Annotated in this window: 11 protein-coding genes; 1 reads left to right on the forward strand and 10 read right to left on the reverse strand. The window is 72.6% G+C overall.

The features are described 5' to 3' along the window. Positions 1-39: 39 nt before the first annotated feature. The 3 genes from BLU02_RS05195 to rsmI form a co-directional block, all read right to left on the reverse strand. Positions 40-1134 carry a LacI family DNA-binding transcriptional regulator gene (locus tag BLU02_RS05195; RefSeq protein ID WP_082750111.1) on the reverse strand — a complete coding sequence of 365 codons (1095 nt, stop codon included), beginning with the start codon at positions 1132-1134 and terminating at the stop codon, positions 40-42. Positions 1135-1384: 250 nt separating this feature from the next. Then, positions 1385-2041: a class I SAM-dependent methyltransferase gene (locus BLU02_RS05200; protein WP_060922810.1), complete on the reverse strand. Its 657-nt coding sequence runs from the start codon at positions 2039-2041 to the stop codon at positions 1385-1387. Positions 2042-2181: 140 nt separating this feature from the next. Further along, complete coding sequence (gene rsmI, locus BLU02_RS05205) at positions 2182-3003, reverse strand: 16S rRNA (cytidine(1402)-2'-O)-methyltransferase (protein WP_060922809.1); 822 nt, start codon at positions 3001-3003, stop codon at positions 2182-2184. Between the two features lie 96 nt (positions 3004-3099). On the opposite strand from rsmI, the gene BLU02_RS05210 reads away from it, so the two are divergent. Continuing rightward, positions 3100-4653 carry a dolichyl-phosphate-mannose--protein mannosyltransferase gene (locus BLU02_RS05210; protein ID WP_060922808.1) on the forward strand — a complete coding sequence of 518 codons (1554 nt, stop codon included), beginning with the start codon at positions 3100-3102 and terminating at the stop codon, positions 4651-4653. Positions 4654-4681: 28 nt separating this feature from the next. Here BLU02_RS05210 and BLU02_RS05215 read toward each other — a convergent pair whose 3' ends face one another. From BLU02_RS05215 to BLU02_RS05245, 7 genes are all read right to left on the reverse strand, one after another. Next, positions 4682-5161 carry an Lrp/AsnC family transcriptional regulator gene (locus tag BLU02_RS05215; protein ID WP_060922807.1) on the reverse strand — a complete coding sequence of 160 codons (480 nt, stop codon included), beginning with the start codon at positions 5159-5161 and terminating at the stop codon, positions 4682-4684. Between the two features lies 1 nt (position 5162). Beyond that, positions 5163-6566 carry an amino acid permease gene (locus BLU02_RS05220; protein WP_060922815.1) on the reverse strand — a complete coding sequence of 468 codons (1404 nt, stop codon included), beginning with the start codon at positions 6564-6566 and terminating at the stop codon, positions 5163-5165. An 11-nt stretch (positions 6567-6577) separates the two neighbouring features. After that, positions 6578-7645: a histidinol-phosphate transaminase gene (gene hisC / locus BLU02_RS05225; protein WP_060922806.1), complete on the reverse strand. Its 1068-nt coding sequence runs from the start codon at positions 7643-7645 to the stop codon at positions 6578-6580. 165 nt (positions 7646-7810) lie between these two features. After that, the gene (locus tag BLU02_RS05230) at positions 7811-9613 is read right to left on the reverse strand and encodes a thioredoxin domain-containing protein (protein ID WP_083370898.1); all 1803 of its coding nucleotides are present in this window, start codon (positions 9611-9613) and stop codon (positions 7811-7813) included. 40 nt (positions 9614-9653) lie between these two features. Continuing rightward, positions 9654-10223 carry an FMN reductase gene (gene msuE, locus BLU02_RS05235; RefSeq protein ID WP_060923653.1) on the reverse strand — a complete coding sequence of 190 codons (570 nt, stop codon included), beginning with the start codon at positions 10221-10223 and terminating at the stop codon, positions 9654-9656. A 165-nt stretch (positions 10224-10388) separates the two neighbouring features. Then, positions 10389-11225, reverse strand: a complete 837-nt coding sequence (locus BLU02_RS05240; protein ID WP_060923596.1) for an aldo/keto reductase — start codon at positions 11223-11225, stop codon at positions 10389-10391. 55 nt (positions 11226-11280) lie between these two features. Further along, positions 11281-12531 carry a heparan-alpha-glucosaminide N-acetyltransferase domain-containing protein gene (locus BLU02_RS05245; protein ID WP_157547016.1) on the reverse strand — a complete coding sequence of 417 codons (1251 nt, stop codon included), beginning with the start codon at positions 12529-12531 and terminating at the stop codon, positions 11281-11283. Between the last annotated feature and the right edge of the window lie 21 nt (positions 12532-12552).

The following is a 12552-nucleotide window of genomic DNA, read 5'->3' on the forward strand; positions in this document are numbered from 1 at the left end:
GAGCCAGGGGGTCCTCCGGGGAGGCGCGGTCGCGGCGACTCAGGCCGGGCGCGTGGAGCTCTCGCGGAGGAGGATCTGGAGGGGCAGACGCGTCGTGAGCGGCGGGGCGTCCGGCTGCTCCAGCCGTCGCGCGAGCACCTGCACCGCCGCACGCCCGAGCTCGATCATCGGCTGCCGGATCGTGGTCAGTGGCGGCGACACCAGGGTCGCCGCCTCGATGCCATCGAACCCCGTGACGAGGACGTCGTCCGGCACCCGCACGCCCGCGGTTCGGAACACGTCCATCGCCCCGAGGGCCATCTGGTCGTTGGCGGCGATGAGAGCGGCGGGCACGCCATCACGCAGGAGGTCCTCCCCGGCCCTGCGACCGGAGGCCCGGGTGAAATCGCCCCGGAGCACGCGCACGGCTGCCGGGTCGCGCCCCGCCGCGGCGAGCGCGGTCGACACGCCCCCCCACCGCTGCTCGGCGTCGGGCGAGTCGGCCGGGCCGGCGAGGAACGCGATCTCCCCCTCCCCGACCTGGGACAGCACGTGGCGGGTCAGCTCCCCCATCGCCTCGACGTTGCTCACCGTGACGTGGTCGTAGGCATCGCCGCGCGGCGGGCCGGACAGCACGACCACCGGGATACGACGGGCCAGTCGGGCGAGCACGTCGTCCGGCACGCTGCGGGCGAGCACCATGAGCCCGTCCACGCGGCCGGCCATGTCGCGGACGGTGGAGCGGTCGGGATCGTCGCGGCCGACGCCCACCATGAGCACGAACCCCTGCTTCCACGCCTCCAGCTCGGCGCCGCGGAGGACCTCGTCGAGGAACAGCATCGAGGAGTGCGGCGGGTCCTGGTCTTCCGACACCACCGTGAACGGCGGTCGGGCGGCGGCGGACAGCACGTCGAGGGGCGGAGCGTCCTCGGCGGCGTCGAATCCCGGGAAGTACAGCCCCAGCACCCCGGTCCGGCGTTCGGCGAGACCCCGCGCGCTCCCACTGGGGACGTACCCCAGCGCGGAGACCGCGTCGAGCACCCGCTCCCGGGTCGCCGGACGGACGGCCTCCGGCGAGCGCAGCACCCGCGAGACGGTCGCGATCGACACTCCGGCGCGATCGGCGACGTCGTACACCGTCGCGGCCTTGCTCACGCGGACTCCTCTCGTCGCGGTCCTGGTCCTGGTCCTGGTCCTGGTCCTGTCAGCGTAGGACAGTCTCTCCCGGTGCCCCCTCCCGCGCGCGGGCGCGGATTCCCGTCGGTGTCGCAGGGACGGGGCCAGAACCTGCGACACGATGCGTATGTCCGACACAGTGCAAATGTCCGACACAGTGCATATGTCCGACACGGTGCAGACCTGCAACGGGGTGCGGATCTGCGAGAGTGTGCCTGGACGCGGCGGGTCAGGAGCGGAGGGCGCGGAGGGCTCCGTGGGGGCGAGAACTGATCTCGCCGGCTTCGCGCTCGCGGGTCTCGGACCACTGCAGCTCGAGACCGGCCGCGGCGAGCAGCGGGGCCAGGGCCTCGGCGGTCCAGAAGAACGCGGGTGCGACGGCATGAGGGAAGACCGCCCGGGGTTCGCCGACGAAGTAGCCGAGGAGTAGTCCTCCGCCGGAGGCGAGCACCCGAGCGAACTCGGCGAATACGTCCGGGAGCTCGGCCGGAGGGGTGTGGATCACGGAATACCACGCGAGGACGCCGCCGACGGTGCCCGATGCCTGCGGCAGCGTCCGGAACGACCCGTGATGGAACGAGAGGTGCGGATACTGCACCCTCGCCCCGCGGATGAAGGCCGTGGAGAGATCGATCCCCTCGACGTCCCGCCCGGTTCCGAACTCTGCGCCGTCATCCCCGTGCAGGAAGGCCGTCCAGTGGCCGGGGCCGCACCCCGCGTCGAGCAGCCGTCCCGGGGTCTCGTCGCGCCACTTCCGGATGAGCTCTCGGTCACGGGGATCCGTCAGCCCCAGGTCTCCCGCGACCTCCCGGTACTCCTCAGCCCTCGCGTCGTAGGCGCGCGCGACCGAGTCCGCTCCCGCGGGAGGTCGCAGATCCGGGCTCATGTCGCAGCCGTCCCCCGCATCCCTGCGACCGGAGTGCGAATCTGCGACCGACTCCTGCCCCGCGGGAGGTCGCAGATCCGGGCTCATGTCGCAGCCGTCCCGCGGGTCACTGCGACCCCGGTGCGAATCTGCGACGGGGGTCACCGCGACCGGGCGGCGAGGGCCGCCTGATACAGATCCCGGGAGGACAAGCCCGTCAGGGCCGCGACCTCGGAGGCCGCCTCCTTCAGGCGGGTGCCGTCCGCGACCAGGGCCTGCACCTGGGCGAGGGCGTCCTCCGGGGAGGCGTCCCGCCGCGGCGCACCCTCGACGACCACCACGATCTCGCCCTTCACCCCGTCGGCGGCCCAGGCGGCGAGCTCGGACGCGGTGCCACGACGGACCTCCTCGTACAGCTTCGTCAGCTCCCGACACACGGCGATCCGGCGGTCCGCGCCGAAGGCGGCCCCCATGTCGGTGAGGGTCGTCGCCAGGCGCGAGGGCGACTCGAAGAACACCATCGTTCGCGGCTCGGCGGCGAGGGCGGAGAGGGTCGCCCGGCGCTCCCCCGGCTTCCGCGGCAGGAACCCCTCGAAGGTGAAGCGATCCGTCGGCAGCCCCGAGATCGCCAGGGCCATGAGCACTGCGCTCGGCCCCGGGATCGCGGTCACCGTGACCCCCTGCGCCACCGCCTCGGCGACGAGGCCGTATCCCGGATCGCTCACGGTCGGCATGCCCGCATCGCTCAGCACCACGAGGTCGGTCTCCGCGGCGAGCGCGGCCAGCTCCGCGGCCTTCTGCTTCTCGTTGTGGTCGTGCAGCGCGATCAGCCGGGGCCGGTTGTCGATCTTGAGGGCCTGCAAAAGGCGCTGCGTCGTGCGGGTGTCCTCCGCGACGACGATCTCCGCGTTCTCCAGCACCTCCACGAGGCGCCGCGACGCATCGCCCAGGTTTCCGATCGGGGTCGCGGCGAGGATGATCACCCGCCCAGCTTAGGCGCGGCCCCTTGGTGGACCCTCGAGACGGGACCGGAGCCGGCATACCGGGAGCGCAGAGCGGAGTGTGTCTAGGCTGGACCGGTGACCGCGCCCGAGCCCCTCCTGCCCCTCCCCGAGGAGCGCCTCACGCGTTACGAGCGGCTCCGCGACCGTGTGCTGCAGGCGCCGGACTGGGGCCGGGCGATCGGCTGGCTGGCCCCGCTGCTGGTCACCGCTCTCGCGGCGGTCCTGCGCCTGGCGAACGTCGGCCACCCGCACCAGCTCGCCTTCGACGAGACCTACTACGTCAAGGACGCCTGGTCGCTGTGGAGTCTCGGCTACGAGGGGGTGTGGGGCGAGAACGCGAACGACGCCTTCGTCACCCTGCAGGAGCTCCCGCTGACGAACAAGGGCGCGTTCATCGTGCACCCGCCGCTCGGGAAGTGGCTCATCGCGCTCGGCATGGCCATCGGCGGCCCGGACAACAGCGCCGGCTGGCGTCTGGCGACGGCCCTCCTCGGTGCGGGATCGGTGCTGCTGGTGTTCCTCATCGCCCGGCGCCTGACCGGCTCGGTCGTGGCGGCGACCGTGGCCGGCACCCTCCTCGCGATCGACGGCCTCAGCATCGTGATGAGCCGGATCGCGCTGCTCGACGGCATCCTCACCTTCTTCGTGCTGCTGGGCGTGCTGTTCGTGCTCATCGACCGCCAGCGCACGATCCCGCTGCTCGAACGCCGGAACCCCGACGACGAGCACCCGCTGTGGGGACCGATCCTCTGGCGCCGTCCCTGGCTCGTCGCCGCGGGCCTCGCGCTCGGCGCCGCCTCGGCGGTGAAGTGGTCGGGGCTGTACGTGCTCGCGGGCTTCGGACTCTACGTCGTCATCACCGATGCCCTCGCCCGGCGCCGCGGCGGGGTCGTCGTGTGGCCGGCGTCCGCGGTCTTCCGCCAGGGGCCGGTGTCGTTCGTCCTCCTCGTCTTCCCCGCTCTCGCGGTGTACCTCGCGAGCTGGACCGGGTGGCTGGTGACGGCGAACGGCTACGACCGCGGCAGCGACCCGAACCCGCTCGTCGCCCTGTGGAACTACCACGAGGCGATGCTCGGCTTCCACGTGGGCCTCACCCGCGGGCACCCCTACGCGAGCCCGGCCTGGGAGTGGCCGTTCCTGCTCCGCCCGACCGCGGTGTGGGTGGACAGCGATCCGACCGGCTGCGGCGTCGACCGCTGCATCGGCGTGATCTCGGCGATCCCCAACCCGCTCATCTGGTACGGCGGCGTCGCGGCCAGCGTGTACCTGCTCTACCGCCTCGTCCGCCGCTGGATCACGCGGCAGCCGGTCGGCCCGGCGCTCAGCCTGCCGCTCGTGGGGCTCGCGGTGACGTATCTGCCCTGGCTGATGTTCCCCGACCGCACGATCTTCCAGTTCTACACGGTCGTGATGATGCCGTTCCTCGTGCTCGCGCTCACCGTCACGCTGCGGATCATCGCCGGGCGCCGGGAGGATCCGCTCCCGCGCCGCCAGTCGGGAGAGCGCACCGTCCTGATCTACCTCGGCGTCGTCGTCCTGGTCTCGGCGTTCTTCCTGCCGCTGTGGACGGGGATGAGCGTTCCCTACGACTTCTGGCGCCTGCACAACTGGCTGCCCGGCTGGGTCTGACCGACGGGCTGGCGGCCCCCGCGCCCTGTCAGGGGGTCTCGTCGGCCACGTGCTCCACGAGCGGGAGCACGCGACCGGAGAGGTGCGTGCGCATGGCGATGGAGGACGCGGTCCGCGCGACGCCCGGCACGAGGGCCACCCGGTCCAGCACCTCCTGGAGCCGCGTCGCATCGCGGGCGACGAGCCGGAGCTGCATGTCGCTCGCGCCCGTGACGGTGTGCATGTCGACGATCTCCAGCACCGCGTCCGCGAGGGCGGTCGCGACGTCGTCGTGTCCGACCTTCTGATCGATCTCGACGAGGCAGAACGCCACGACGCCGTACCCGAAGCCGGCGGGGTCGATGCGCGGCACGATCGCCTCGATCACCCCGCCCTCGTGCAGGCGCGCGAGACGGCTGGTGGCCGTCCCCCGCGCGATGCCCAGCCGGCGTGCGCACTCCAGCAGGGGCAGCTGCGGCGACTCCGTCAGCAGCCGGATCAACGCGGCGTCGAGGCGGTCGATCCGCACGTCACTCCTTGACGATCCCGGGGCGGGCCACACCCCGCGTCACGCGGGCGACGACCAGCAGCACGGCGGTGAGCCCGAGCGTGAGCAGCAGCTGGATGCGCGCGGCCGGATCGATCATCGCCAGCGCGATCACGGCCGCGAGCAGCACCAGGCAGAGCCACGAGACCCAGGGGAAGCCCCAGAGCCGCATGGGCATCGCCTCACCGGCGCGGTCGGCCCGCCGGCGCAGCACGATCTGCGAGATCGCCGTCGCGGTCCAGATCACGAGCAGCGTCGACCCCACGACGTTCAGCAGTGCCGGCAGCACCACGTCCGGGAACGCCCAGTTGAGTCCGACGGTGACGAAGCCGAACGCCACCGAGGCGAGGACGGCGACGAACGGCACGCCCTTGAGGCTCGTCCGGGTGACGGACAGCGGTGCCAGCCCGCGTTCCCCCAGGGAGTACGCCATCCGCGACGCGCCGTAGATGTTGGCGTTCATGGCCGAGAGCAGCGCGATCACGACGATGAGGTCCATGACGAGGCCGACGCCCGGGATGTTCAGCGTGTCCAGCACGGCCGAGAACGGACCGGCCTGCACGGCGGGGTCGTCCCACGGGAGCACCGCGACGATGACGAAGATCGAGCCGACGTAGAAGATGAGGATGCGCACGAGCACCTCGCGCACGATCCGGCGGATGTTGCGGGACGGATCGTCCGACTCGGCGGCCGCGATCGCGACGACCTCGGTACCTCCGAACGCGAAGACCACGATGAGGAGCGCCGCGGCGATGCCGGTGATGCCGTGCGGCGCGAAGCCGCCCTGGTCCACGAGGTTCGAGATGCCGGTCGCCGGCACGCCGGGGATGAGTCCGACGATCGCGCACACGCCGACGACGAGGAAGGCGATGATCGCGGCGACCTTGATCGCCGCGAACCAGAACTCGAAGCGGCCGTAGTTGCGCACGCCGAAGAGGTTCACCGCGGTGAGGGCCACGACGAACACGAGCACCCAGACCCACGCCGGGATCCCGGGTACCCAGTTCGCCACGATCCCGGCCGCGCCGGTCGCCTCGGCGGCGATCACGACGACGAGCTGGATCCAGTACAGCCAGCCCACCGCGCTGCCGGCGCTGCGCCCCATGGCCTTCTGGGCGTAGGAGCTGAAGGCGCCGGAGCTCGGGCGGGCCGCGACCATCTCGGCGAGCATCGCCATCACGAGCACGACGATGCCGCCCGCGACGAGGTAGGAGATGAGCACGGCGGGTCCGGCGATGCTGATCGCCTGCCCGGAGCCGACGAACAGCCCCGCGCCGATCGCGCCGCCGAGCCCCATCATGGAGATCTGGCGGCGGGTGAGGCCCGGGTGCAGGCCCTTCGTGGTCGTCGTGGTGACGGGGACCTCGGTCACGGGATCGTTGGTCATGCGTCCATCGGTCATGCGTTCACCTCGGCGAGCTCGGTCTCGAGGGCGGCTTCCACCCGGTCGATGTCCTCCACGGAGCCGGACGAGATGCGGATGCCCTCGCCGGGGAAGGCGCGAGCGACGACGCCGCCGGCGTGCAGGAGGGCGTCGAGTTCGGCGGTGCGCTCCCCCGCGGGTACCCAGACGAAGTTGGCCTGCGAGCGCACGGCGGGCCAGCCGGCGGCGGTGAGCACGGTGTACAGCCGATCGCGCTGTGCCACGACCTCGTCGATGCGGACGGCGAGCTCGTCCTCCGCGGCGAGCGAGGCGAGGGCCGCGGCCTGGGCGAGGTCGGTGACCCCGAACGGCACGGCCACCTTGCGCTGCGCCTCGGCGATCACGGTGGGGGCGATCGCGTAGCCGATGCGGAGCCCGGCCAGGCCGTAGGCCTTGGAGAACGTGTGCAGCACCGCGACGTGCGGGTGGCGACGGAACAGCTCGATGCCGGCGCCGCGACTGTCCGTGCGGTCGAAGTGCACGTAGGCCTCGTCGATGACGACGAGGACGTCGTGCGGCACCGCGGCGACGAACCGCTCCAGGGCCTCGGCGTCGACGACGGTGCCGGTCGGGTTGTTGGGGTTGCACACGAAGACGAGACGGGTGCGCGGGGTGATCGCGGCACGCATCGCGTCGAGGTCGTGGCCGTGATCGGCGTCCAGCGGCACGGCGACGGGCGTCGCGCCCGCGATCCGGACGAGCGAGGGGTAGGCCTCGAAGGACCGCCAGGCGAAGACGACCTCGTCCCCCTCGCCGGCCACCGCGTGGATGAGCTGGGCGGCGATCTCCACCGACCCCGCCCCGACGGTCACCTGCGCCGGGTCCACGGCGTACCGGGCGGCGAGCGCCTCCCGGACCGCGGAGGCGCTCATGTCCGGGTAGCGGTGGATGCCGGCCACCCGGTCCTGCACGGCGCGCACGACGGAGGGCAGCGGCGGATGCGGGGACTCGTTCGAGGAGAGCTTGGAGGCACCGGCCGGGGCGGAGCGCCCCTGTCGGTAGGCGGGCACGGCGTCGAGACCGGCGCGGGCGGAGAGAGTCATCGTCAGAGCATCCTTGCTGTGATCCGAGAGGGGTCGCGTCACCCTAGAACGGATCGCGGGCGCTGGGCAAACCGTGCACTCGAAGCTGCGCATCGCGCGCACTCGACGGGCAGACGGACGCCGCACGGTAGGCAGAATGCACAGCGCTGCGCCGGAGAAGGGCGCTCACCGTGCGCGCGAGATCGCGGCCGGATCGCTCACCGGCAGGCGACAGACGAAGGCGCGGCAGTCGTAGGCGCGCTCGGCGGTCGCCTCCTTGCCCTCGAACAGCTCGAACCCCGCGGCGGCGAACCCCGCGGCCTGCGCCGGCGTGACGATCGCGACGACATCGGCATCGGCCCCGCGGGCGGCGGCGGCGAGCGCCCCACCCGGCTCCTCCGTCACCACGACGAGCTGCCGCGGTGCCGCGGCGAGTCCGGCGGCGACCCGCAGCAGACTGCCGTGGGCGAAGGGCTGGGCGAGGGCCCGGGAGGCGAGGGCCTCCACCCGCTCGGCCGCCGCCGCGCGATAGCGGTCCCCCGCCCCGAGCCGCCAGGCGGTGAGCGCAGCCTGCGCGACCGCGGCCGTGTCCGAGGGAAGGTCGCCGTCGGTGTGGTCGGGCGAGGCGGCGATGCCCTGCGCGCGGAGCAACGGGTCGTCCCCCGCGGCGCCGTCCAGCACCTCGTCGAGGAGGCCCAGGGCCGTGACCGCCGGAGCGACGTCGCCGGTGGCCGCCGCGAGGGCGAACAGCCCCTCGGCGAGCAGCGCGAGGTCGGCGGCCGTGGCGACCGCGGCGGAGGCCCGGCCGTCCAGCGATGCCCGCACGAGCGCGCCGTCGGCCCCGCGATTGGTGCCGAGCACGGCGGCGGCGGCCTCCGCAGCGGCGGCGATCCACGCGTCTTCGCCGAGTGTCGCGCCCGCGCGGGCGAGTGCCGCGATCGCGAGGCCGTTCCATCCCGTGATGACCTTGCCGTCCACCGCCGGCGGCTCCAAGGCGGTGCGATCCGCAACCGGACGGAGGTAGTACCCACCCTCGTTGCGAACGCCGTCGATCCACGACTCGGAGTCCTGTGCGGCCCCGAAGCCCCCGTCCGCGCGCCGCAGAGTGCCGAGCAGGAAGCGGGCGATGCCGCGGGCGGTCTCCTCGTCGCCGGCGTCGAGCGCGACCTCGAGCAGCTGGGCGTTGTCGGTCAGCATGCGCTCGTAGTGCGGCACCGTCCAGTCACGCCGGGTCGCGTAGCGGAAGAACCCGCCGTCGGCGTCACGCAGGTCCGAGTTCGCCATCGCCGCGAGGGCGCGTTCGGCCGCAGCCGCCGCCTCCGGTACGGCCGCGCGGATGAGGGGCTCCTGGAGGAACCGCAGGGTCGTGGCCACCGGGAACTTCGGAGCTCCGCCGAAGCCGCCGAACTCCGCGTCCTCCCTGGCAGCGAGGCCGCGGGCGGCTTCCGCGAGGGCGGCGGTGTCCGGCAGGGTCGATGCCGTGGCCTGCGCGGCCTCGGCGAGCGCCGCGGTCACTGCGTCCGCGGATTCCTCGGCCTGCGCCCGTCGCGTCGTCCACGCCTCGCGGACGGCCACCAGCACATCGCGGAACGCGGGCATCGGCGGTCGCGCCTCCGGCGGCCAGTAGGTCCCCGCGTAGAAGGCGCGACCGGCGGGCGTGGTGAACACCGTGAGCGGCCAGCCGAGGTTCTGCGTGAACGCCGACGCGGCGGCCATGTAGGCCCCGTCGACGTGCGGATGCTCCTCGCGGTCGACCTTCACCGCGACGAACCCCTCGTTGATGCGGGCGGCGGTCTCCGGGTCGGCGAACGACTCGCGCGCCATCACATGGCACCAGTGGCAGGTGGAGTAGCCGATCGAGATCAGCATCGGCACATCCCGGCGGCGGGCCTCGGCGAAGGCCTCCTCCCCCCAGGGGTACCAGTCGACGGGATTGTCGGCGTGGGCCCGCAGGTAAGGGCTGAGGGTGTCGGCGAGACGGTTCGTCATGCTTCCACGCTACGCCGGGGTCACCGGCTCCGGACCCGGGTCAGCCGACGAGCAGCTCCGCGGGGCGCGACAGGGTGTAGCCGACGAGCGGGAGGGCCCGCTCGGCCGCGAGCGCGATCCGCGCACGCAGCACGTCGGTCGCCACCTCGTAGCCGTCGAAGTCGGTCGTGCTCGCGTACACGCCGAGCGGGAGGGTGAGCGCCTGGAAGAACGCGAACAGGGGGCGCAGCTGGTGCTCGATCATGAGGGCGTGCCGCTCGCCCCCGCCGGTCGCGGCGAGGAGCACCGGCGTGCCGACCAGCGCGTACTGGTCCACGAAGTCGAACAGGTGCTTGAACAGCCCCGTGAACGAGGCGCGGTACACCGGGCTGCCCACGATGAGGAGGTCGGCGGTCTCGATCGCACGCAGGTTCGCCTCCACCTCCGGCGGGAGCTGGTCACGGGTGAGAGCACCCGCGAGGGAGGGGCCGACCTGCGTGAGCTCGATCAGCTGCGCCTCGACCGGGGCACGCTCGGCGATCGCGGCGGTGATCGCACGGAGGAGGGCGGTGGTCTTGCTCGGCTCGTGGAGGGAGCCCGAGACGGCGACGACGCGGAGCGGAGCTGTCATGGGCTCGACGGTACCCACGCGGACGCCCCGTGTCGCGCGAAGCGACACGGGGCGTCATGTGGAACGGAGACGAGCCGCGGGCCGCGGGCTCGGGAGCAAGGCTCCGGTCAGTGCTGGCTCGGTGACGGCGTCAGTGCCGAGCCCGCGGCCGGTATGAGGGCGGGATCAGTTGACCTCGTCGGGGTGCGAGCCCACGCGGCCGGAGCCGTCGAGCGGGTCGAGCGCGTCGATCGCGGCGATCTCGGCGTCGGTGAGCTCGAAGCCGAACACGTCCAGGTTCTCGCGCAGGCGCTCCGGACGCACCGACTTCGGGAAGACGATGATGCCCTTCTGCAGGTGCCAGCGCAGGACGGCCTGTGCGGGGGTCACGCCGTGGGCGGCGGCCGCCTCCGCGATCGCCGGGGTGCCGAAGAGGTCGTACTTGCCCTGGCCGAGCGGACCCCAGGCCTCGATGCGGACGCCGTTGGCCTCGGCCCACGCGACCTCCTCGCGGCGCTGGTAGGCCGGGTGCAGCTCGATCTGGTTCACAGCCGGGACGACGCCGGTCTCCTTCACCGTGCGCTCCAGGTGCGGCACGAGGAAATTCGAGACGCCGATGCTGCGGGTCAGGCCCGCGTCGCGCAGCTCGACGAGCTTCGCGAACGCGTGGACGTAGTCGTCCTTCGCCGGGGTGGGCCAGTGCACGAGGTACAGGTCCACCTGCTCCAGGCCGAGCTTCTCGAGGCTCTCGCCGATGGCGGCGCGGGGCTCGTCGTCGTGGTGGCGGTCGTTCCACAGCTTCGTGGTGACGAAGAGCTCCTCGCGGGGGATGCCGGAGGACGCGATGGCCGCGCCGACGCCCTCCTCGTTGCCGTAGATCGCGGCGGTGTCGATGTGGCGGTACCCGATCTCGAGGGCCTCGCTCACCGCCTTCTCGGTCTCTGCCGGCGGCACCTTGAAGACGCCGTAGCCCAGCTGGGGGATGGAGTTGCCGTCGTTCAGTTCGAGTGCAGGAATGGTCATCCCCCCAGCCTAGGACCTGTGATGACAGGTGCGCCCGTGCGGATGACGAAAAGCGTCAGCGCCGAGGGACCGCGGCCATCGCGGCGGCCCCCTTCCCGACGAGACGTTCCAGCGGGCCGCGGCCGACGAACATCGCCCACAGCGTCGTGACCAGCAGGAGTCCCACGGCGGTGAGCGCCCAGAAGGCGTTGTCCGCGATGAAGCCGCCGGGACCCGCGACGAGGACGACGGAGACGACGTGCAGGCTGTATGCCGTGAGCGGCATGGACCCCAGCGCACCGAGGGGCAGCAGCGGCCAGCGCAGCGGACGGCTCAGCAGCAGGCACAGCGCGACCACCGCGAGGGCGAAGCCACCGGAGCCCAGGATCTCGGCGGTGCCACCGCTGTGCGGGTCGACAGCGAAGACCGCGCGGACCATGGAGCCGAGCGGATCCGTCGCGGCGAGCGCCTCGGGATAGCTCTCCCAGCCGGACGGCGGCATCACATCGTCGGGGATGAACGACGACGACAGGCTCTCGTCGGGGAGGCTGTCCAGGCTCTCGTCGGGAAGGATCTCGATGCTCTCACTCCCGGAGGAGGCGCTGGTCGAGGAGACGATCGATCCCGTCTCTCCCCCCAGCCCCGCGCCCGCGCCGAGGGCGCCCAGGCCGTAGCCGATCGCGGCGAGGACCACGCCGACGACGAGGGCGACGACGGCCGTGCGCACCTCCTGCACCCGGAGCCGCCCCAGAGCCATGCCGCCGAGCACGAGCGCCAGCCACACGGTGATCGGATAGGTGCCGTAGAGCACGAACCCGATGCCCGCGCCGAACGGCTGCAGCGCCACCGCACTGAGCAGAGCGAGCAGCGCCGGACCGGCGAGGGCGAGGACGGCGGCGCCGAGGAGCAGCTGCCGCGGTCGCCACCGCAGCACCGGGATGACGGCGACGTAGAGCAGGCCGTACAGGGTGAGGATCACGGCGATCGGCGTGTTGAGGAGCTCCAGAGCGAGGCCGATCACGAAGATCACCGCGCCGCGGCCCACGAGGTTGAGGCGGATGCTCGGCAGGCGCTCCCGCTCCGGCAGCACGTCGCGCCCGGTCATGAGGGCGATGGAGACGCCGGCGAGCAGCGCGAAGAGGATCGAGGAGCGGCCGTGCACGAGGTCGGTCCAGGTGGTCGGGTCGCCCCACTCGAACGCCTCCGTCACCCCGACGTGGGCACCGGCCATGCCGAGGATCGCCAGACCCCGCGCGACGTCGAGACCGAGGATGCGCGGCGGCCGCCCGAAATCACGGAACCAGCGCACGGGGCGGAGAGCAGTCATCACCCGATGATCGTATGCGGG

The sequence above is a fragment of the Microbacterium paraoxydans genome (assembly GCF_900105335.1).
Lineage (GTDB): Bacteria > Actinomycetota > Actinomycetes > Actinomycetales > Microbacteriaceae > Microbacterium > Microbacterium paraoxydans.